A 19,323-nucleotide genomic window follows, 5' to 3' on the forward strand; every position below is an offset into this window, starting at 1 on the left:
CCAAGGGCGGCGCGCCCTCCGTACGCCACCGGCGCACGCCGAGATCTCACCTCTGGGACATTTTTCTATGCGTAAGAAGACGTTCACGGCGGCCGCGTTGCTCGCTGCCGCCACCCTGACCCTGTCCGCGTGCGGGGGCGGGAGCGACGACAGCGGTTCGCCCGTCACCGTCGTCTCCGAGGAGGGCGGCGGCGACACCAAGGCGGCCACCGTCCTCGACCAGCCGTTCGAGAAGCCGGATCTGGTGCTCACGGACACGCGGGGCGAGAAGTACGACCTCCGCGAGGAGACCGCGGGCAGGCCCACGCTGATCTACTTCGGCTACACCAACTGCCCCGACGTGTGCCCGCTGACGATGAACAACATCGCCGTCGCCAAGACCAAGCTGCCCGAGGCCGACCAGGACGAGCTGCGGATCGTGTTCGTCACCACCGACCCGGACCGGGACACCCCGGCCGCGCTCGGCAAGTGGCTCAAGGGCATCGACCCGCAGGCCGTCGGCCTCTCCGGCGACTTCGCCACCATCCAGGCGGCCGCCCGCACGCTCGGTATCACCATCGAGCCGCCGCACAAGGAGAAGGGCGAGATCGTCTCGACGCACGGCACGCAGGTCGTCGCCTTCTCCCCGAAGACCGACGCCGGATACGTCCTCTACGGCGAGGACGCCACCGTCGACGACTACATCAAGGACCTCCCCAAGCTGGCCAAGGGGGAGAAGCCGTGAGGCGTACGGCGCCGGCGGCGGCCCTGCTGACCGGGGCGCTGGCGCTCACGGGCTGCGGCGCGGACACCGCGGCGGACGTCTCCGTCAGCGCCGCCTACATGCCGCAGCCCGTCTCGGACACCATGGCGGCCGGCTTTCTGACCATCGCCAACAAGGGCGGCACCACGGACGAGTTGACGTCCGTGACCAGCGACATCGGTGAAGTGACCGTGCACGAGACGGTCGACTCGGCGATGCGCGAGGCCGAACGGCTCCCGGTGCCCGCGCACGGTGAGCTCGTGCTGGAGAGCGGCGGGAACCACCTGATGTTCGAGAACCTGGAACGCAGGCCGAAGCAGGGCGAGACGGTCTCCGTCGAACTGCGCTTCGCCGAATCCGGCACGGTCACGGTCAAGATGCCGGTGAAGTCCGCCACGTACACCCCGGATTCCGGGCACTGAGGGAGGGACCACCTTGACACCGACCACCGCTCCCCGCTTCCGGGGCCTGGTGCTGCTGCTCCTGGCCGCCGCCGGGCTGCTCCTCGGCGGCGCCGGCACCGCCTCCGCGCATGCCGCGCTGACCGGCAGCGACCCCCGGCAGGGGGCAGTGGTCGACAAGGCCCCGGCCCAGGTATCGCTCACCTTCTCCGAGCCGGTCTCGCTCTCCGACGACTCGCTCCAGGTCCTCGACCCCCAGGGCGAGCGGGCCGACACGGGCGAGGCGGGCAACGTCAGCGGGACGACGTACGCCGTCAAACTGCACTCGGGACTGCCCGACGGCACCTACACGGTGGCCTATCAGGTGGTGTCCGCCGACAGCCATCCCATCGCCGGTGCCTACACCTTCTCCATCGGCGCCCCCTCGTCGACCTCCGTCTCGGTGGCGGAGCGCACGGCCGGGGGCGGGGCCGTGGGATGGCTGTACGGGGTCGGGCGGTACGTCTCGTACGCCGGGTTCATCGTGCTGGCCGGCGGGGCCGCCTTCGTGCTGGCCTGCTGGCCGCGCGGCGCGGGTGCGCGGGCCGTGCAGCGGCTCGTCGTCTCGGGGTGGGTGACGCTCACCGCGGCGACGCTGGGGCTGCTGCTGCTGCGCGGCGCGTACACACGGTCCGGCTCGCTCGGCGACGTGTTCGACCTCGATCTGCTCGGACAGGTCCTCCAGACCAAGACCGGTGCGGCGCTCGTCTCCCGGCTGCTGCTGCTCGCCGCGGCGGCGCTCTTCATCGCCGTGCTCTTCGGCGCGTACGAGAAACGGGACGACGACGAGAAACGGGATCTCACGTTCGGGCTGGCGCTCGGCGGCGGTGTCGTCGCCACGGGGATCGCCGCGACCTGGGCGATGGCCGAGCACGCCTCCAGCGGGCTCCAGCCCGGGATCGCGATGCCGGTCGCGGTGATCCATCTGCTGGCGGTGGCGGCGTGGCTGGGCGGGCTGGGCGCGCTGCTGGTGTCGCTCTACTGGGCGCCCGCCGAGATTCCGCTGGAGGCCGCCGCGGTACGGCGGTTCTCCCTGGTCGCCTTCGGCAGCGTGATCACCCTGGTCGTGACCGGCCTCTACCAGTCATGGCGGCAGGTCGGCTCCTGGTCGGCGCTCACCGGGACACGGTACGGACAGCTGCTGCTGGTCAAGGTGGCACTGGTGGTGCTGCTGGTCGGGGTGGCGTGGATCTCGCGACGGTGGACCGGCCGGCTGACGGACGTCGTGGCCGCGAGTACCGCGGGCAAGCGGCGCGAGCGGGAGGGCGCCAAGGCCGCGGCCCGGTCCGGTTCCGTCGGCTCCGGGGAATCAGGGGACGCGAAACGCGCGGGCGGGTCAGGGGACACGAAGCGGACCGGCGACTCCGCGAACGCCAAGGGGGCCGGTGACGGCAAGCGGGCCGCCCAGCTCGCACGGCAGCGGGCCGCCGTGGAGGTCGCCCGGCAGAAGCGGGAGCGGAACGCCGAACCGGCCCGTCACGGGCTGCGCCGCTCGGTGCTGGCCGAGGCCGGCGTCGCGGTGGTCCTGCTCGCGGTCACGACGGCGCTGACGTCCACCGAGCCGGGGCGCACGGTGGAGGACGCCGAGGCGGCCGCCGCGTCCTCGTCGTCCGCCGAGGCCTCGGCCACCGGCGTGGTCACGCTGGACATCCCCTTCGACACCGGCGGCTCGGACGGCAAGGGCGTCGTCCGCGTCGACATCGACCCCGCGCGGGTCGGAGGCAACGAGATGCACGTCTACGTGCAGCGCCCCAACGGCCGGGCCTTCGACATCCCCGAGGTGAAGGTCGCCTTCACCCTGAAGTCCAAGAACGTCGGGCCACTGCCCGTCGTCCCCGACCACATCACGACCGGACACTGGTCGGCGAGCGGAGTGCAGATCCCCATGGCGGGCGAATGGGAGATCGCCGTGACCGTGCGCACCTCCGACATCGACCAGGTGACCGTCTCCAAGAACGCGCAGATCGGCTGAACATCACCATGGCTGAGCAGATGGCCCACCCCGCGGCCGACCACACCGCCGACCACACCCCCGACCCGTCCGTCCGGCGGCGGCGTACGGCCGGCAGGCCTCCCCAGGGACCCGCCTCGGCGGACACACACCCCGGGGAGGGCGTCTCGCGGCGGGCACTGCTCGGAACCGCCGGTGCCACCGGCCTGGTCCTGGGTGCGGCGGGCGCCGCCGCCGGGTACGCGGCGGCGCCCGCGCGGGCGACACCGCTCACCTCGCTCGGCGCCGACCGGGTGATGTTTCACGGGAAACATCAGCCCGGCATCACGACCCCGATGCAGGCGCGCGGCCATGTCCTCGCCTTCGACCTCGTCGCCGGCGCCGGCCTCAAGCAGGCCGCCGCGCTGCTGCGCCGCTGGTCCGAGACGGCCCGGCGGCTGATGGCGGGCGAGCCCGCGCAGGACGGCGACACGAGTGTGGCGCAGGACGCCGGGCCCTCGTCGCTGACGATCACCTTCGGGTTCGGGCACAGCTTCTTCGGCCGTACGGGCCTGGAGGAGCAGCGACCGGTCGCCCTCGATCCGCTGCCCGCGTTCTCCTCCGACCACCTCGACAAGGCACGGGGCGAGGGCGACCTGTGGGTACAGATCGGCGCCGACGACGCCCTGGTCGCCTTTCACGCCCTGCGGGCGATCCAGAAGGACGCGAGCGGTGCCGCCCGGGTCCGGTGGCAGATGAACGGCTTCAACCGGTCGCCGGGCGCCACGGCCCGCCCGATGACGGCGCGCAACCTCATGGGCCAGATCGACGGGACGCGCAATCCGAAGCCGGCGGAGGCCGACTTCGACCGGCGGGTCTTCGTGCCGGAGTCCGGACCGGCCGACCCGGCCTGGATGGCGGGCGGCTCCTACGCCGTCGTACGCCGCATCCGCATGCTCCTCGACGACTGGGAGCGGCTCTCGCAGGGGGAGCAGGAGGACGTCATAGGGCGGCGCAAGGCCGACGGGGCGCCGCTGTCGGGCGGGTCCGAGACGACCGGGATGGACCTGGAGAAGACGGACGCCGAGGGCAACCTGGTCGTCCCGATCAACGCGCACGCGCGGATCAGCCGGCCCGACCAGAACGGGGGCGCGGCGATGCTGCGGCGCCCGTTCTCGTACCACGACGGCATCGACGCCGACGGGGTCCCGGACGCCGGGCTGCTGTTCATCTGCTGGCAGGCGGACCCGCTGCGCGGGTTCGTGACCGTGCAGCGGAAGCTCGACCGGGGGGACGCGCTGTCGCGGTTCGTCCGGCACGAGGCGAGCGGGTTGTTCGCCGTGCCGGGTGGGGCGTCGGAGGGCGGGTACGTGGGGCAGGAGTTGCTGGAGGGATGAGTGATCCACACCAGGGCAGCCGTGGCGACGCGGCGGCGGCCCTGGTGTGGATCACTCCTCGAAGGGGGCGCGTTCACTCACCCGAGGGGCTCTCGTGAGACGCGTGAGCCGGGTGCGCGGAGGCCCATTAGGGTGAGGACATGCCAGCGAGCTATGCGTATCTCGGCCCCGAGGGCACCTTCACCGAAGTCGCTCTGCGCACACTGCCGGAGGCGGCGACCCGCGAGCTGATCCCGTACGTGTCGGTCCAGTCCGCGCTGGACGCGGTGCGCGGGGGCGAGGCCGAGGCCGCGTTCGTGCCGATCGAGAACTCCGTCGAGGGCGGCATCACGACGACCCTGGACGAGCTGGTCGCGGGCGAGCCCCTGATGATCTACCGCGAGGTGCTGCTGTCGATCACCTTCGCGCTGCTGGTCAGGCCGGGCACCTCGCTGTCGGACATCAAGACGGTCTCCGCGCATCCCGCGGCCCAGCCGCAGGTGCGCAACTGGCTGCGCAAACACCTGCCGGACGCGACCTGGGAGTCCGCCGCCTCGAACGCGGACGCGGCCCGGCTGGTCCAGGACGGCCGGTACGACGCCGCCTTCGCGGGCGAGTTCGCCGCCGCCCGCTACGGCCTGACGGCCCTGGAGACCGGGATCCACGACGCGGAGAACGCGCAGACCCGCTTCGTCCTGGTCGGCCGCCCCGCCCGGCCCGCCGCACCGACCGGCGCGGACAAGACGTCCATCGTGCTGTGGCAGCGGGACGACCACCCCGGCGGCCTGCGTGACCTGCTGGGCGAGTTCGCCACCCGGGGCATCAACCTGATGCTGCTCCAGTCCCGGCCCACCGGCGCCGGCATCGGCAACTACTGCTTCTGCATCGACGCCGAGGGGCACATCTCCGACCGCCGGGTCGCCGAGACCCTGATGGGACTCAAGCGGATCTGCCTCCAGGTCCGGTTCCTCGGCTCGTACCCGCGCGCGGACCTGCGGCCGGGGGATGTGGGGCGTCCGCTGCGCGGTACGTCGGACGACGAGTTCACCTCGGCGGCGGACTGGGTGACCCGGTGCCAGGACGGCCGGTTCTAGCCCGGTACCGTTGGTGCTACCTGCATATATTCGTTATCCACAGATGTTATCCACAGGTCCGCATCTCGACCTGGGGACAAGTCGACAGCAAGCTATGACCCAGTCGACAAATCGCCCCACGGAACCCCTCGGCGTCCACCGGCGGGCAGGTCACCCTTCGTCCACTCTTTTCCTTCGGTCAACCCTTTGGGGCGACGCATCTCCACTCGAAAGTGGGCGTAGGGGAGGTTTGCCATGGGAATCCAAAGTTCCGCCGGAGCAGTTCGGATTGATCAATTCCGAATCCACAGATCTCCCGCACAGCCTGTGGATAACTTTCCGGCCGGTGCGGATTCCTGTGGACAACACGAACCCCAAGTCCCGCTCCCCACAAGGAAATCCGGTCAACCACCCACCCGTCGACTGCCACGATCAAGGGATCCCCAAGATCTTTATTGACGAAGACGCGCGACACCGGGCAATGACGGCATGGCGGCACATGATCCGCAGTACGGAATAGTGAGTCGTGAGCGCTCACCCCGCACCGGTAGCCTGGTGCGCGTGATTGACCTTCGCCTGCTCCGTGAGGACCCTGACCGTGTGCGCGCCTCCCAGCGCGCCCGTGGAGAGGACGTCGCGCTCGTCGACGCTCTCCTGTCTGCCGACGAACGGCGCAGGTCGTCCGGCGTCAGCTTCGACGAGCTGCGCAACGAGCAGAAGGGCCTCGGCAAGCTCATCGGCAAGGCCTCCGGCGACGAGAAGGCCGAGCTGCTGAAGCGGGCGAGCCAGCTCGCCGCCGACGTCAAGGCGGCCGACGCCGAGCGTGACGCGGCCGACGCCGAGACCCAGGAACTGCTGCAGCGGCTCGGCAACCTCGTCCACCCCGACGTCCCCGTGGGCGGCGAGGAGGACTTCGTCACCCTGGAGACGCACGGCACGATCCGCGACTTCGGCGCCGAGGGCTTCGAGCCCCGGGACCACCTCGAACTCGGGCAGCTCCTCGGCGCGATCGACGTCGAGCGCGGCGCGAAGGTCTCGGGTTCGCGGTTCTACTTCCTCACGGGAGTCGGCGCGCTGCTGGAGCTGGCCCTGGTGAACGCCGCGATGGCGCAGGCCACGGCGGCGGGCTTCACCCCGATGCTCACCCCGGCGCTCGTCCGCCCGCAGTCGATGGCCGGCACCGGCTTCCTCGGCCAGGCCGCGCAGGACGTCTACCACCTCGCCGCCGACGACCTCTACCTCGTCGGCACCTCCGAGGTCGCGCTCGCCGCGTACCACATGGACGAGATCCTCGACGCGGACAAGCTCCCGCTGCGCTACGCGGGCTTCTCGCCCTGCTTCCGCCGCGAGGCCGGCTCGCACGGCAAGGACACCCGGGGCATCTTCCGCGTGCACCAGTTCGACAAGGTCGAGATGTTCTCGTACGTCGCACCCGAGGACTCGCAGGCCGAGCACCAGCGCCTGCTCGAGTGGGAGAAGCAGTGGCTGAACTCGCTGGAGCTGCCGTACCGCGTCATCGACGTGGCCTCCGGTGACCTGGGCTCCTCGGCCTCGCGCAAGTTCGACTGCGAGGCGTGGATCCCGACGCAGGGCAAGTACCGCGAGCTGACCTCGACCTCGGACTGCACCGAGTTCCAGTCCCGCCGCCTGTCGATCCGGGTCCGCGAGGACAAGAAGGTGCGCCCGCTGGCCACCCTCAACGGCACCCTGTGCGCCGTACCGCGCACGATCGTCGCGATCCTGGAGAACCACCAGCAGGCCGACGGCTCCGTGCGCGTGCCCGAGGTGCTGCGTCCGTACCTGGGCGGCCGGGAGGTCCTGGAGCCGGTGGCCAGGTGAACGACACGGCACCCGCCGCGGGGTTCCCGTACCGGCTGATCGCCACCGACCTGGACGGCACGCTGCTGCGTTCCGACGGGTCGGTCTCGCGACGCACCCGTGAGGCGCTCGCCGCGGCCACCGCGGCGGGCGCCGCGCACATCGTCGTCACCGGCCGCGGGGTCCCGTGGACCCGGCACATACTCGACGACCTCGACTACACCGGTCTGGCCGTCTGCGGCCAGGGCGCCCAGGTGTACCACGCGGGGGAGCAGCGTCTGCTGACGTCGGTGACCCTGGACCGGCAGCTGGCGGGAGTGGCCCTGGCGAAGATCGAGGCGGAGGTCGGCCCGTTGTATCTGGCGGCCAGCCGCGACGGTCTGGACGGCGAGGTGCTGGTCGGTCCGGGCTACACCCTCCAGGGCAAGCTGCCGACGACTGCCCTCACCGAGGCGGCGGACCTCTGGTCGGCGCCGCTGAACAAGATCTACATCCAGCACCCGACCCTGACCGACGACGAGCTCTCGGAGGTCGCCCAGCGCGCCGCGGGCGGCTTCGTCTCCGTCACGATGGCGGGGCACGGCATCGTCGAACTCCTCCCCCTCGGCCTGTCCAAGGCGACGGGGCTGTCACTGGCGGCCCGGCGTCTGGGCATGAAGGCCGCGGACACCATCGCCTTCGGCGACATGCCCAACGACATCCCGATGTTCGCCTGGGCGGCGCGGGGTGTGGCGATGGCCAACGCGCACGACGAACTGCGAGCGGTGGCCGACGAGGTCACCGCGTCCAACGAGGAGGACGGGATCGCGGTGGTGGTGGAGCGGTTGCTGGACGCATCCGCTCCGGCACGACCGGGGGCGGGTTCGGGTCGGTAGGTAGCGGGGTGTTCGGTGCCGGGTCTTGCGGTGCCGGTCGTTCCGTGCCGGTCGTTCCGTGCCGGTCGTTCCGCGTGCCGGTCGTTCCGTGCCGGTCGTTCCGTGCCGGTCGTTCGGTGCCGGTCGTTCGGTGCCGGGATACGTGCGGTCTTCGGTACCGGGTCTTCGGTACGACCGGGGGCCGGACCGGCTCGGTACCGGGTCTTCGGTACCGGGCTGTGTGATCCGACGCCATGCGGCATCCGGCTCGGGGCGGGTGCCGGTCGGGACAGGTGCCGCTCAGGGCTGGATCGGCCCCGCGGCGGTTCCTGTCCCGTTCGCTGTCGGTTCGGTTCGGCCCCGGACCGGGCGGGTGCCGGGGCGTACGGTGCGGCGGAGGATGCACGGATCGAACGTGCGCGGGCTCTTCCGGCCCGACCACGGCTTAGCAAGCCGGTGCCTTACCACTCGGCCAATCCTCCGGGTGGGCGGCCCACGCGAGAGCGACATCGCGTGCTCGAAGCGGCCGCCCCGGGCAGCTCCCCCTGCGGGGCGAGCTCGGCGGAGCGGTGGCGACTACTCCGGAGCCCTTCGGCTGCCCTGACGGGAGCTGGACGTACTGCCGTGCAGGGACATCGTCCGGCTCCTCTCCCAGTACGTGGCCGCCGGTCTGACCCGGCGTCGGGGACACCCTCACTCTGCCCGTACGCCGAGTCGACCGCCACTGATTAACGAGGGAGCCGGTCCCCGCTACCGGCGGCGCCACCAGCGCCGACGGGCCTTGCTGAAGAACCACCCGGCGGGCGGTTCTTCCGAGCGCCACGGCTGCGGCTCGGGCTCGTCCCGTCGCCAGCGCTCGGTGAGCATGCGGGCGCGGGCCGAGGGCTCCGAGGCACCGGCGGCCCGGACGAAGTCCTCGTCCAGGACGATGTCGTCCCAACCGTCGCCCGCACCCGGTTCGTTGCCTGCGGCGTCGCTCACCTCGTCGCCCGAGCGCCCGCGATCCTCGTGCTGGGGCGTCTCCTCCGTCATGCCCGTACCTCCAGCCGTGCGTCACCGTCCGTCCAGTGTGGCCGGGGCGAGGTGAGGCCCCCGTCAGGAACGAGGGCCCCACCGTCCGAGGTCATGTCACTCCTCGCCGGCCAGCGTCAGCGACCGCAGCTTCTGCCCCGCGTACCAGGTGGCGAGGACGGTGACCACGGCCAGCAGCACCGTCGCCGTCGTCAGCCCGACGTCCGAGGTGATCAGTTCGCCGTTGCCGACCTCGTGGGCCACGGCCAGCGACCACTGCTGGACGCTGAGCGTGCGCGCACCGGCCACCAGGGAGCCGAACAGCGCCTCCCAGACCAGTGCGTAGACCAGGCCGAAGACCACCGCGTGCCGGGACACCGTGCCCAGCAGCAGGAACAGCGCGGCGTAGGCGATGGAGGCGACCAGCGCGGCCACCGTGTAGGCGACGGCGACCTGCTGGCTGTTGCCGTTCAGGATGAAGCCCGCGATCAGCGTGGGCACCGCGGAGAACACCATCGTCACCGCGATGGCCACGATCAGCTTGGTGAAGATGATCGTCGGCCGCTTCACGGGCTTGGACAGCAGATACACCACCGAGCCGTCGTCGATCTCCGGGCCGATCGCGCCCGTGCCCGCGATGACGCCGATGATCGGCACCATCGTGGCCAGCGCGAGCCCGCCCAGCAGGTCGGCCGCCGTCTGGTCGTCGGCGCCGGCGAGGGCGCGCACGGCCACGGAGATCGCGATCAGCAGCAGGGGCAGGGCGCCGAGGATGAGGGCCCGGCGCCGGCCGAGCAGGGCCCGGTAGGTGAGGCGGGCGACTGTGGGGTCGTACATTCTTCGGCCTCCTACGCCGTGACCAGATACGAGAACACGGACTCGAGGGACTCGTCGGACGGCGAGACCGTCAGCAGACGGATGCCGTGGTCCCGGGCCACCCGCGGCAGCAGGGCGGTGAAGCGGCCGAAGTCGACGGCCTGGATGCGCAACGCGCCCTCGGTGAGGTCCACTTCGATGCCGGACGTCGACGGGTCGGCGATCAGCGCGGCCGCGAGTGCGCGGTCGTCGCTGGAACGCACCAGGTAGCGGTGCGGCCGGTCGGTCATCAGGCGGCGGATCTTGCGGAAGTCGCCGCTGGCCGCGTGCCGGCCGGCGACCACGACCTCGATGTGCCAGGCCAGTTGCTCGACCTCTTCGAGGATGTGGGAGGAGAACAGCACCGTGCGGCCCTCGTCGCCCATCCGCCGCAGCAGGTCCATCAGCTGCATCCGCTGGCGCGGGTCCATGCCGTTGAAGGGCTCGTCGAGCAGCAGCAGCGACGGCTCGTGGACCAGGGCGGACGCCATCTTCACGCGCTGGCGCATGCCCTTGGAGTACGTGGCGATCTTGCGGTCCTGCGCGTACTCCATCTCGACCGTCGCGAGGGCCCTCTGCGCCGCCTTGGCGCCCAGACCGTGCAGCTCGGCGTTGGCGACGACGAACTCGCGGCCGGTGAGGAAGTCGTACATCGCCTCGCGCTCGGGGACGATGCCGATCTTCTTGTAGATCTGCTCGTTGCGCCACACCGCCTCTCCGTCGAGGGTGACGGTGCCGGTGGAGGGGGCCAGGAAGCCGCCCATCATGTTGATCAGCGTGGACTTCCCGGCGCCGTTGGGGCCGAGCAGGCCGGTGACACCGGGGCCGATCGTCATGGTGATGTCGTTGACGGCGACCACGTTGCCGAACCAGCGGGAGACATGGTCGAGGGAGAGCGTGGTCACAGTCCCACCTTCTTGTAGCGGCGCACCAGGAGGCCGTAGCACGCGGCGATCAGACCCAGGGCGACGGCGACGTAGACGACGCCCTCGGCGTTCGAGGGGCCGACTCCGCCGGGGAACACCGATTCCGCGCCGAGGAACGCGGACTGCACTCCGTCGACGAGGGTGATCGGCGAGAAGAGACCGATCCAGGCGATCGCTTCCGAGGTTCCCTGCACGTCCGCGATGGCCTGCAGGGTGGAGACCGCGCCGGAGGAGATGGTCAGCACGGCGATCACGGCCGCGATACCGAAGCCTCGCCGTGGTGTGACCGAGGCGATGACCAGGCCGATTCCGGCGAAGAGCAGCGAGAGCAGCGCCACGGAGACCAGTCCCTGTGCGAAACCCTTGGTCTGGTCCGCGAAGTCGAGCTTGGCCAGCAGCGCGCCCGCGTAGAGGACGAGCAGCGGGGTGGCGGTGAGGATGAACAGCGCCGAGGCCAGGGCGGTGTACTTGGCGCGTACGTAGTCGGCGGTCTCGATCGGTCGCGAGAAGTACAGCGGAACGGTCTTGAAGCGCAGGTCGCGCGAGACGGACTGGGGTGCCTGCGAGGCGAGGTACAGGCTGATCACGGCCTGCATGATGACCGCGTAGCGCGTGTAGTCCACGGGCAGGTCGTTGGCCTTGGTGGCGACCGCGACGGCGACCATGATGGCCGCCGGTACGCACATCACCACGAACAGCAGCATCGGCAGCACCTTGGACTTCACCGAGCGGCCGAGGCCGTAGGAGCCGCGCAGGGACTGCGAGTAGAGGGATCGGCGGGCGTAGGCGCGGCCGAGGCGCGGGCCGTCGTACGTGCGGTAGCCGATGTTGTGGATGCGGGTCTGGTCACCCGGTGCCGTGGGTACGGGCTGCTCAACCGCCATGGCGGACCGCCTCCTTCCGCTGCTCGTCGCTGTCGGTGCCGGTGTCCGTGCCGGTGTCGGCGTCGGTGCCCGTGTCGGTACCCGTGTCGGTGGTGAAGACCTCGGAGATCTGGTGGCGGCGCTGCTCCATGCGCACCAGGCCCAGACCGAGGTCGGCGACCGTGTCCCGGACCAGGTCGTAGGTCTCCTCGCCCTTCGCGGTGAGCAGCAGGACGTGGCCGGCGCCGGGCAGTCCGCTGCCGGCGGCGACGGTCACCCCGCGCTCCTGGAGCGCGTCGCGCACCGCGCGGGTGCCGTCCGGGTGCTCGTCGGTGTCGGTGACCTCGATGGCGAGGGTCGTCGTGGTCTGCGTGAAGTCCCTGGTGGAGCTGGAGCGCAGGAGCTTGCCGCCGTCGACCACGACGACGTGGTCGCAGGTGCGTTCCAGCTCGCCCAGCAGGTGCGAGGTGACCAGCACGGAGATGCCGAAGTCGGTGTGGATCCGGCGGATCAGGCCGAGCATCTCGTCACGGCCGACCGGGTCGAGGCCGTTCGTCGGCTCGTCCAGGAAGACCAGCTGCGGGTCGTGGACCAGGGCCTGCGCCAGCTTGACGCGCTGCTTCATGCCCGTGGAGTAGCCGCCGATGGGGCGGTAGCGCTCCTCGTACAGGCCGACGTGGCGCAGCGTGTCCGCGGTGCGCTCGCGCGCCGCGGTGGGCGGCAGGCCGGACATGCGCGCCATGTGGACGACGAACTCGGTGGCCGAGACGTCGGGCGGCAGACAGTCGTGCTCCGGCATGTACCCCACGCGCTCGCGGATGGCGGCGCCCTCGGTGGCGACATCGAGTCCGAGCACTTCGGCGCGGCCCTCGGTGGCGGGGGACAGACCCAGCAGGATCTTGATCAGTGTGGACTTGCCGGCTCCATTGGCTCCGACGAGTCCGGTCACACCGGGCCCGACGTCCACGGAGAGCCGGTCAAGAGCGGTCACCCGGGGGAACCGCTTGCTCAGGCTTTCGGTCGCGATCACAGTCACGTCCACGACGGTAGCGACGAGGGCCATGCGCGTCGTCAGACCCCAGAGCAGTCTTCACGTCACTCTCGAGTATTACGGGACCCCGAGGGTCACCCTGAAGGTCGAACCGCACGTCAGAGTTGTCCGCATCCGTGCGGTCGCAGGCAGGCCGGCACGGGCCTGTTGACGGATCCTCTAACAACTGCCACATTCACCGATGTCAAGTGACGAGCACGTACCGCGACCAGCCGGACGGGTGCCATGGCGACGGCAGTGACCAGTGAACGCTCGACGGAGCTGCGCGGGTTCCGGAAGGTGCGGCGCCTCGCCCATGCGTGCGAGCGGTCCGTGGCCGCCCTGACGCGGCCGGGCGTGACCGGGCATGAGGCGGCGCGGACGCAGCGGGAGGGGCCGCGCGAGCGGGGCCTGCGCGACAGGTTCCCTCCGCCGTTCGCCCGGTTCGGCGACCGCACGGCGTTCGACGAACTGCCGTGGAGGTCCCCCCGCGTGAGCGCTTTCGCACGTGGGGGAGTGCGGCGACGGGCGGAGGAGAGATGACGATGCTCGCGGACGCGCGGGAGCGCCGGGTGCGCACGGGCGGGATCGAGCTGTGCGTGGCCGAGCTGGGCGATCCGGAGCGGCCGACGGTCGTCCTGGTGCACGGCTACCCGGACAGCAAGGAGGTGTGGTCCGAGGTCGCGAACCGCCTGGCCGGCCGCTTCCACGTCGTGCTGTACGACGTCCGGGGCCACGGCCGGTCGACGGCACCGCGACCGCTGCGCGGCGGCTTCACCCTGGAGAAGCTGACGGACGACTTCCTGGCCGTCGTGGACACGGTGAGCCCGGACCGTCCGGTGCACGTCGTGGGGCACGACTGGGGCTCGGTGCAGGCATGGGAGTTCGTCACCGTCCGGCGCACCGAGGGCCGGATCGCGTCGTTCACCTCGATGTCCGGCCCGTCCCTCGACCACTTCGGGCACTGGATCAAGCAGCGGATCAGGCGCCCCACCCCGCGCCGGGTCGGCCAGCTCCTCGGCCAGGGCGCCAAGTCCTGGTACGTGTACCTGCTGCACACACCCGTCCTGCCCGAGCTGGCCTGGCGGGGCCCCCTCGGCACCCACTGGCCGCGCGTCCTGGAGCTCATGGAGAGGGTCCCGGGCGACGGGTATCCGACCGCGTCCCTGCGCACGGACGCGGCGCACGGGGCATGGCTGTACCGCGACAACGTGCGGCGACGACTGCGCAGGCCCCGCCTTGACGCCTACGCGCACGCTCCCGTGCAGCTCGTCACACCCCAGGGCGACGCGTTCCTCTCGGAGCGCATCTACGACGGACTGGAGCGATGGGCTCCGCGGCTGACCCGGCGAACGCTGCCCGCCCGGCACTGGATCCCGCGCAGCCGTCCGGACCAGCTGGCCGCCTGGGTCGGGGAGTTCGTGATCGCCAACGAGGGAGGCAGGCCGGTGATCGAGGCGACGGGCCGGCACGCGGACCGTTTCGGCGGGCAGCTCGTGCTGGTCACGGGCGCGGGCAGCGGCATCGGAAGGGCCACGGCGTTGGCGTTCGCGGAGGCCGGAGCGCGGGTGGTCGCCGTCGACCGGGACGCGGAGGGAGCGGCCGGGACCGCCGAGATGTCCCGTCTGATCGGTGCGCCGCAGTCCTGTGCCGAGACCGTCGACGTCGCCGACGAGCAGGCGATGGAGAAGCTCGCGGAGAGGGTCGCGTCGGAGTACGGCGTCGTGGACGTGCTGGTGAACAACGCCGGGATCGGCCTGTCCGGGGCCTTCCTGGACACCACCTCGGAGGACTGGCGCAAGGTCCTCGACGTCAACCTGTGGGGCGTGATCCACGGCTGCCGGATCTTCGGCCGTCGGATGGCCGAGCGCGGGCAGGGCGGCCACATCGTCAACATCGCCTCGGCGGCGGCGTTCCAGCCCTCCCGGACGCTGCCCGCCTACAGCACCTCGAAAGCCGCCGTGCTGATGCTGAGCGAGTGCCTGCGCGCGGAACTCGCCGGCCGGGGCATCGGTGTCACGGCGATCTGCCCCGGCTTCGTCAACACCGGTATCACCTCGACGGCGCGCTTCGTGGGCGTGGACGCGGCGGAGGAGAAGCGGCGCCGGAAGCGGGCCGCACGGCTGTACGGGATGCGGAACTATCCGCCGGAGAAGGTCGCCGCCGCGATTCTGCGGGCGGTGGTGCGCGACGAGGCGGTGGTCGCGGTGACTCCGGAGGCGCGTGGGGCGTATCTGATGGCGCGGTTCATGCCGGGCGTGCTGCGCAGGATCGCCCGGGTGGACCCGCGGTGGTGAGCGGGGCATCTGTCGTACGGCGCCCGCGTCCGCTCGCCCGGTACACAGCTCGGCATCAAATGGACCAAAGGGTACAAATATTGACCAAGCCCCTGATGGTCATGAGCGGTTGTCCACAGGCCCGTCAATTGCCCTGTGGACAACTCAAGTTGGTTGTGGATCAAACCTGTGGAGCAAAATCAAGTGCGTGATCCACGTCTCGCCCGGCACGCTGGGAGCATGGACGAAAGACGCACTGTGAAGGTGTCGAAGTATCTCGCGAAGCACCTGCGCCACCAACCCGAGGGGATCGGGCTGACGCTCGACGAGGGCGGCTGGATCGAGATCGAGACGCTGATCGCGGCGGCGACCGCGCACGGCTTCCGGTTCACCCGCGAGGAGCTGGACCATGTGGTCGCGGCGAACGACAAGAAGCGTTTCGCCGTCGACGGCACGCGGATACGCGCCAGCCAGGGCCACAGCGTCGAGGTCGACCTCGGACTGCCCCCGGCGACCCCGCCGGCTTACCTGTACCACGGCACCGCGATCGGCACTCTGGACGTGATCCGCGCCGAGGGGCTGCGGCCCATGCGCCGCCACGACGTGCACCTCTCCGCCGACCGCGAGACCGCGACCCGTGTCGGCGCCCGCCGCGGCCGGCCCGTGGTGCTGTCGGTGGACGCGGGCGCGATGCACCGCGACGGCCATGTGTTCCAGGTCAGCGCGAACGGCGTGTGGCTGACCAAGGCCGTGCCACCGGAGTACCTGCGCTTTCCCGAGCGGCACTGACGGAGGCCGGCCCCGCCGCCCCTGGCCCTGTGACCGGCCCCGCTGCCCCTGGCTCCGTGGCCGAGTCACCACGTGCGGTGACAGTTTCACGTGGAACAGGGAAGGCCGCTTAGGCTCGGGTCCATGAGTCTGCGCCTGAGCACTGTGATCCTCCCGTACCGCCGTTGGCACGAGGGCGGCCGTGCGGCCTGGCAGCGCGCCGAGCAGCTCGGCTTCCACACCGCGTACACCTACGACCACCTGTCCTGGCGCAGCTTCCGGGACGGCCCGTGGTTCGGTGCCGTGCCGACCCTGACCGCGGCCGCCGCAGTCACCGACGGTATGCGGCTGGGCACCCTGGTCACCTCACCGAACTTCCGGCACCCCGTCACCCTCGCCAAGGAACTGATCTCCCTCGACGACATCTCCGGTGGCCGGATCACGCTCGGCATAGGAGCGGGCGGCACCGGCTTCGACGCCACCGCGCTCGGCCAGGAGGCCTGGACCCCGAAGGAACGTGCCGACCGCTTCGGCGAGTTCCTGCCCCTGCTGGACCGCCTGCTCACCGAGGACGCGGTGTCCTACAAGGGCGACCACTACGCAGCGCACGAGGCGCGCAACATCCCGGGCTGTGTGCAGCGCCCCCGGCTGCCGTTCGCGGTGGCCGCGACCGGCCCGCGCGGTCTGAGGCTCGCCGCACGTCATGGGCAGGCGTGGGTGACGACCGGCGACCCGAAGCTCTACGAGGAGGGCACGCCCGAGCAGTCGGTTCAGGCGTTGCGCCTGCAGACCGAGCGGCTCGCCGACGCCTGCGCCGAGATCGGCCGCGACGCCCACGGCATGGACAAGATCCTCCTCACCGGGTTCACCCCCGACCGCAACCGGCCGCTGGGGTCCCTCGACGCGTTCGTGGACTTCGCGGGGCGTCATCAGGCGCTGGGCTTCACCGAGATCGTGATCCACTGGCCCATCCCGGACTCGGACTTCGCCACGGACGAGAAGGTCTTCGAGCAGATCGCGATGGAGGCTCCGGGACAGCTGGGCTGATCCGGATCTCCCCCGTCGGCCTGAGCGGATCGCGGGAAACGTCGCAGGTGGGGGCGGTGCGTCCGCATGTGCGCGGGCTCCCGCACACCCGTGCGGGGGCGTGCGCGAGAATGGCCGGGTGACCTCAGCGACTCGACAGCCCGAGACCCCGGCAGCCGCGGTTCCGCCCCGGCTGATCGCCACCGACCTCGACGGCACGCTGCTCCGGGACGACAAGTCGGTGTCCCCCCGCACGATCGCCGCCCTCGCGGCGGCCGAGGAGGCGGGCATCGAGGTCTTCTTCGTCACCGGCCGCCCGGCCCGCTGGATGGACGTCGTCAGTGACCACGTCCACGGTCACGGCCTCGCGATCTGCGGCAACGGCGCGGCCGTGGTCGACCTGCACGGCGGACCGGGCACACACCGGTTCGTGAAGGTGCGGGAGCTGGCCCGGGAGAACGCGCTGGACGCCGTACGGCTGCTGCGTGACGCGGCTCCGGGAACGGTGTACGCGGTGGAGCAGACGTACGGCTTCCACCAGGAGCCGGACTATCCCAAGCTGCACATGGAGACCCCCGACACCCGCGCCCCGGCCGAGCGTCTGCTGGCGCCGGACGCCCCGGGGGCGGGCGAGCCCGTCCTCAAGATCCTCGCCTTCCACCCGGAGATCGACCCGGACGCCTTCCTCGGCCTGGCCCGCCTCGCCATCGGCGATCGCGCCGACGTCACCCGGTCCAGCCCCAGCGCCCTGCTGGAGATCAGCGGCCCCGGTGTCTCCAAGGCCAGCACGCTCGCCCTGTGCTGCGCCGAGCGCGGTATCTCCCACGAGGAGGTCGTCGCCTTCGGCGACATGCCCAACGACGTCGAGATGCTCACCTGGGCCGGCCGGTCCTACGCCATGGGCAACGCCCACCCGGACGTCCTCGCCGCGGCTTCGGGCCGGACCGTCGCCAACAACGACGACGGGGTCGCGGTCGTGATCGAGCGGATGCTCGCGGAACGGCTCTGACCTCGGACGTCATCGTGGTCAGAGGTGGACCCCCCGTGCCGCCAGCCACGGCACCGGGTCCACCCCCGACCCCAGTTCCGGAGTGACCCGCACCTCGAAGTGCAGGTGGGGGCCGGTCGAGTTGCCCGTCGTACCGGACTGCGCGATCGACTGCCCGGGCACCACGGTGTCCCCCTGGCCGACCGCGACCGACGCGAGAGGGCGTACTGGGTGTAGTAGCCGCCAGGGTGGGCGACCACGATCTGGATACCGAAGGCACCGCCGCAGGAGACCTTGACGACCCGGCCGCCGCCCACCGACCGCACCGGCGTACCGATCGGCACCGCGAAGTCCTGCCCGGTGTGCCTGTTCGCCCACCGCTTCCCGCCGCTGCCGAACCGCGCCGACAGCCAGTACTTCTCCACCGGCGCCACCCACGCCCGCTTGAAGGACCGGTCCGGCCGGTCGATCCGGGCCGCACGCCGGCAGGTGCCCGAGGCGGCCGATGTGTCGGCCTCCGCCTGCAACCTCCGGCGGGCCTTTTCGAGTTTGTGCTCGATGCCGCTCTTCAGCGCCACAAGTTCGGCGTTCCGCCGCTCCAGCGCCTTCCACTCCACCGCGGCCCTGGCCTCGTCCGCCAGGAGCCGGGCCTCAGCGCCACGACTTCTGCTGATCGCCTTGTCGAGCGCGGTGCTCGCCTGCTTGCGCGCCTGCTGACCGCGCACCAGGCCGTCGGGATCGTCCCCGAGGAGCACTCGCGCGCTGAGCGGCACGTCCCCGCCGCTGCGGTACTGGGCACGCGCGAGCCGCCCCAGGTCCTCGCGCAGAACGGCGAGCTGCCGGCGTTCACGGTCGAGGAGCCTGTCCAGCTCGGCCGCGCGCTTGCGCTGGGCCTTGGCCACACGCCGCCCCTCCTCGTACTGCCGGGTGGCCGTGGCCGCGTCCTCGTACAACCGTGCCACCTCGGTGCTGACGCCGGGATCGGCACCGCCCCGGGCCAGGCCGCCTCCGGGCGTCTCGGTGGGCCTGGCGGCGAGCACGGCAAGCGCGCAGAGCAGCGCCGGAACGAGCCGGCGAGGGCGGCGGGATGAGCGCATGCCAGCGATCCTGGCCCGCACGACGGCACGACGCCCTGCCGGAGTCGTACGCATGGGGGACCGAAGCGGCCCGTATGGAGCAGCGGTACGGCCGAACAGGGTGAGGACGGCCGGAGTCTGACTGCCCGTCGGGCGCAACAGGCATCGGGACACCGCCGAGCCCGTCGGACGCAACAGGCATCGGGACACCGCCGAGCCCGTCGGGCGCAACGGGCGTCGGGGTACCGCGAAGCCGTCGATCGGACCGGCG

16 protein-coding genes, 1 tRNA gene and 1 pseudogene are annotated in these 19,323 nt (G+C 71.3%); 11 read left to right on the plus strand and 7 right to left on the minus strand.

Annotated elements, in window-relative coordinates; all coding sequences use genetic code 11:
* The first annotated feature begins 67 nt into the window (after positions 1-67).
* The 7 genes from ACWCPM_RS03830 (at position 68) to ACWCPM_RS03860 (ending at position 8,254) form a co-directional block, all read left to right on the plus strand.
* Positions 68-724 (plus strand): SCO family protein, encoded by a 657-nt coding sequence (locus tag ACWCPM_RS03830; RefSeq protein ID WP_450974522.1) that lies wholly within the window; start codon positions 68-70, stop codon positions 722-724.
* Positions 721-1,164: a copper chaperone PCu(A)C gene (locus ACWCPM_RS03835; protein ID WP_450974523.1), complete on the plus strand. Its 444-nt coding sequence runs from the start codon at positions 721-723 to the stop codon at positions 1,162-1,164. Before ACWCPM_RS03830 ends, ACWCPM_RS03835 begins: the two co-directional genes overlap by 4 nt.
* A 13-nt stretch (positions 1,165-1,177) precedes the next feature.
* Positions 1,178-3,154, plus strand: coding sequence for a copper resistance CopC/CopD family protein (locus ACWCPM_RS03840; RefSeq protein ID WP_450974524.1), 1,977 nt, complete (start codon positions 1,178-1,180; stop codon positions 3,152-3,154).
* A gap of 8 nt (positions 3,155-3,162) precedes the next feature.
* The gene (efeB, locus tag ACWCPM_RS03845) at positions 3,163-4,509 is read left to right on the plus strand and encodes an iron uptake transporter deferrochelatase/peroxidase subunit (RefSeq protein ID WP_450974525.1); all 1,347 of its coding nucleotides are present in this window, start codon (positions 3,163-3,165) and stop codon (positions 4,507-4,509) included.
* Between the two features lie 140 nt (positions 4,510-4,649).
* Complete coding sequence (gene pheA / locus ACWCPM_RS03850) at positions 4,650-5,582, plus strand: prephenate dehydratase (RefSeq protein ID WP_450974526.1); 933 nt, start codon at positions 4,650-4,652, stop codon at positions 5,580-5,582.
* Between the two features lie 540 nt (positions 5,583-6,122).
* On the plus strand, positions 6,123-7,400 hold the full coding sequence (gene serS / locus ACWCPM_RS03855; RefSeq protein WP_450974527.1) for a serine--tRNA ligase: 1,278 nt from the start codon (positions 6,123-6,125) through the stop codon (positions 7,398-7,400).
* Entirely contained in the window at positions 7,397-8,254 is an 858-nt protein-coding gene (locus tag ACWCPM_RS03860) for an HAD family hydrolase (RefSeq protein WP_450974528.1), read from the plus strand. The genes serS and ACWCPM_RS03860 overlap by 4 nt, the downstream gene beginning before the upstream one ends.
* Positions 8,255-8,627: 373 nt before the next feature.
* Here the strand turns inward: ACWCPM_RS03860 and ACWCPM_RS03865 are convergent.
* The 6 genes from ACWCPM_RS03865 to ACWCPM_RS03890 all read right to left on the minus strand — a co-directional run bounded on the left by ACWCPM_RS03865 (position 8,628) and on the right by ACWCPM_RS03890 (position 12,918).
* Positions 8,628-8,715 (minus strand) — tRNA-Ser (locus tag ACWCPM_RS03865).
* Between the two features lie 268 nt (positions 8,716-8,983).
* Positions 8,984-9,265, minus strand: a complete 282-nt coding sequence (locus ACWCPM_RS03870; protein ID WP_450974529.1) for an SGM_3592 family protein — start codon at positions 9,263-9,265, stop codon at positions 8,984-8,986.
* Between the two features lie 96 nt (positions 9,266-9,361).
* Complete coding sequence (locus ACWCPM_RS03875; RefSeq protein WP_450974530.1) at positions 9,362-10,081, minus strand: ABC transporter permease subunit; 720 nt, start codon at positions 10,079-10,081, stop codon at positions 9,362-9,364.
* 11 nt (positions 10,082-10,092) lie between these two features.
* Positions 10,093-11,004, minus strand: coding sequence for an ABC transporter ATP-binding protein (locus ACWCPM_RS03880; protein WP_450974531.1), 912 nt, complete (start codon positions 11,002-11,004; stop codon positions 10,093-10,095).
* The gene (locus tag ACWCPM_RS03885; protein ID WP_450974532.1) at positions 11,001-11,909 is read right to left on the minus strand and encodes an ABC transporter permease; all 909 of its coding nucleotides are present in this window, start codon (positions 11,907-11,909) and stop codon (positions 11,001-11,003) included. Before ACWCPM_RS03885 ends, ACWCPM_RS03880 begins: the two co-directional genes overlap by 4 nt.
* Positions 11,899-12,918, minus strand: a complete 1,020-nt coding sequence (locus ACWCPM_RS03890; RefSeq protein WP_450974651.1) for an ABC transporter ATP-binding protein — start codon at positions 12,916-12,918, stop codon at positions 11,899-11,901. The genes ACWCPM_RS03885 and ACWCPM_RS03890 overlap by 11 nt, the downstream gene beginning before the upstream one ends.
* 539 nt (positions 12,919-13,457) lie before the next feature.
* Between ACWCPM_RS03890 and ACWCPM_RS03895 the strand changes: the two genes are divergently transcribed.
* The 4 genes from ACWCPM_RS03895 (at position 13,458) to ACWCPM_RS03910 (ending at position 17,997) form a co-directional block, all read left to right on the plus strand.
* Positions 13,458-15,215, plus strand: a complete 1,758-nt coding sequence (locus ACWCPM_RS03895; protein ID WP_450974533.1) for an SDR family oxidoreductase — start codon at positions 13,458-13,460, stop codon at positions 15,213-15,215.
* A 219-nt stretch (positions 15,216-15,434) separates the two neighbouring features.
* Positions 15,435-15,983: an RNA 2'-phosphotransferase gene (locus tag ACWCPM_RS03900; protein WP_450974534.1), complete on the plus strand. Its 549-nt coding sequence runs from the start codon at positions 15,435-15,437 to the stop codon at positions 15,981-15,983.
* A gap of 123 nt (positions 15,984-16,106) precedes the next feature.
* Positions 16,107-17,009 (plus strand): LLM class flavin-dependent oxidoreductase, encoded by a 903-nt coding sequence (locus ACWCPM_RS03905; protein WP_450974535.1) that lies wholly within the window; start codon positions 16,107-16,109, stop codon positions 17,007-17,009.
* A 118-nt stretch (positions 17,010-17,127) separates the two neighbouring features.
* On the plus strand, positions 17,128-17,997 hold the full coding sequence (locus ACWCPM_RS03910) for a Cof-type HAD-IIB family hydrolase (protein WP_450974536.1): 870 nt from the start codon (positions 17,128-17,130) through the stop codon (positions 17,995-17,997).
* A gap of 18 nt (positions 17,998-18,015) precedes the next feature.
* Here ACWCPM_RS03910 and ACWCPM_RS03915 read toward each other — a convergent pair.
* Positions 18,016-19,073: pseudogene (locus ACWCPM_RS03915) on the minus strand (murein hydrolase activator EnvC family protein).
* Positions 19,074-19,323: the final 250 nt, after the last annotated feature.

The organism is Streptomyces sp. NPDC002309, from assembly GCF_053593375.1.

Excerpts from the sequence above, each read along its gene's own strand:
- ACWCPM_RS03830 (WP_450974522.1), top strand. The coding sequence starts at position 68 with ATGCGTAAGAAGACGTTCACGGCGGCCGCGTTGCTCGCTGCCGCCACC.
- efeB (WP_450974525.1), top strand. The coding sequence starts at position 3,163 with ATGGCTGAGCAGATGGCCCACCCCGCGGCCGACCACACCGCCGACCAC.
- pheA (WP_450974526.1), top strand. The coding sequence starts at position 4,650 with ATGCCAGCGAGCTATGCGTATCTCGGCCCCGAGGGCACCTTCACCGAA.
- ACWCPM_RS03870 (WP_450974529.1), bottom strand. The coding sequence starts at position 9,265 with ATGACGGAGGAGACGCCCCAGCACGAGGATCGCGGGCGCTCGGGCGAC.
- ACWCPM_RS03875 (WP_450974530.1), bottom strand. The coding sequence starts at position 10,081 with ATGTACGACCCCACAGTCGCCCGCCTCACCTACCGGGCCCTGCTCGGC.
- ACWCPM_RS03885 (WP_450974532.1), bottom strand. The coding sequence starts at position 11,909 with ATGGCGGTTGAGCAGCCCGTACCCACGGCACCGGGTGACCAGACCCGC.
- ACWCPM_RS03895 (WP_450974533.1), top strand. The coding sequence starts at position 13,458 with ATGACGATGCTCGCGGACGCGCGGGAGCGCCGGGTGCGCACGGGCGGG.
- ACWCPM_RS03900 (WP_450974534.1), top strand. The coding sequence starts at position 15,435 with ATGGACGAAAGACGCACTGTGAAGGTGTCGAAGTATCTCGCGAAGCAC.
- ACWCPM_RS03905 (WP_450974535.1), top strand. The coding sequence starts at position 16,107 with ATGAGTCTGCGCCTGAGCACTGTGATCCTCCCGTACCGCCGTTGGCAC.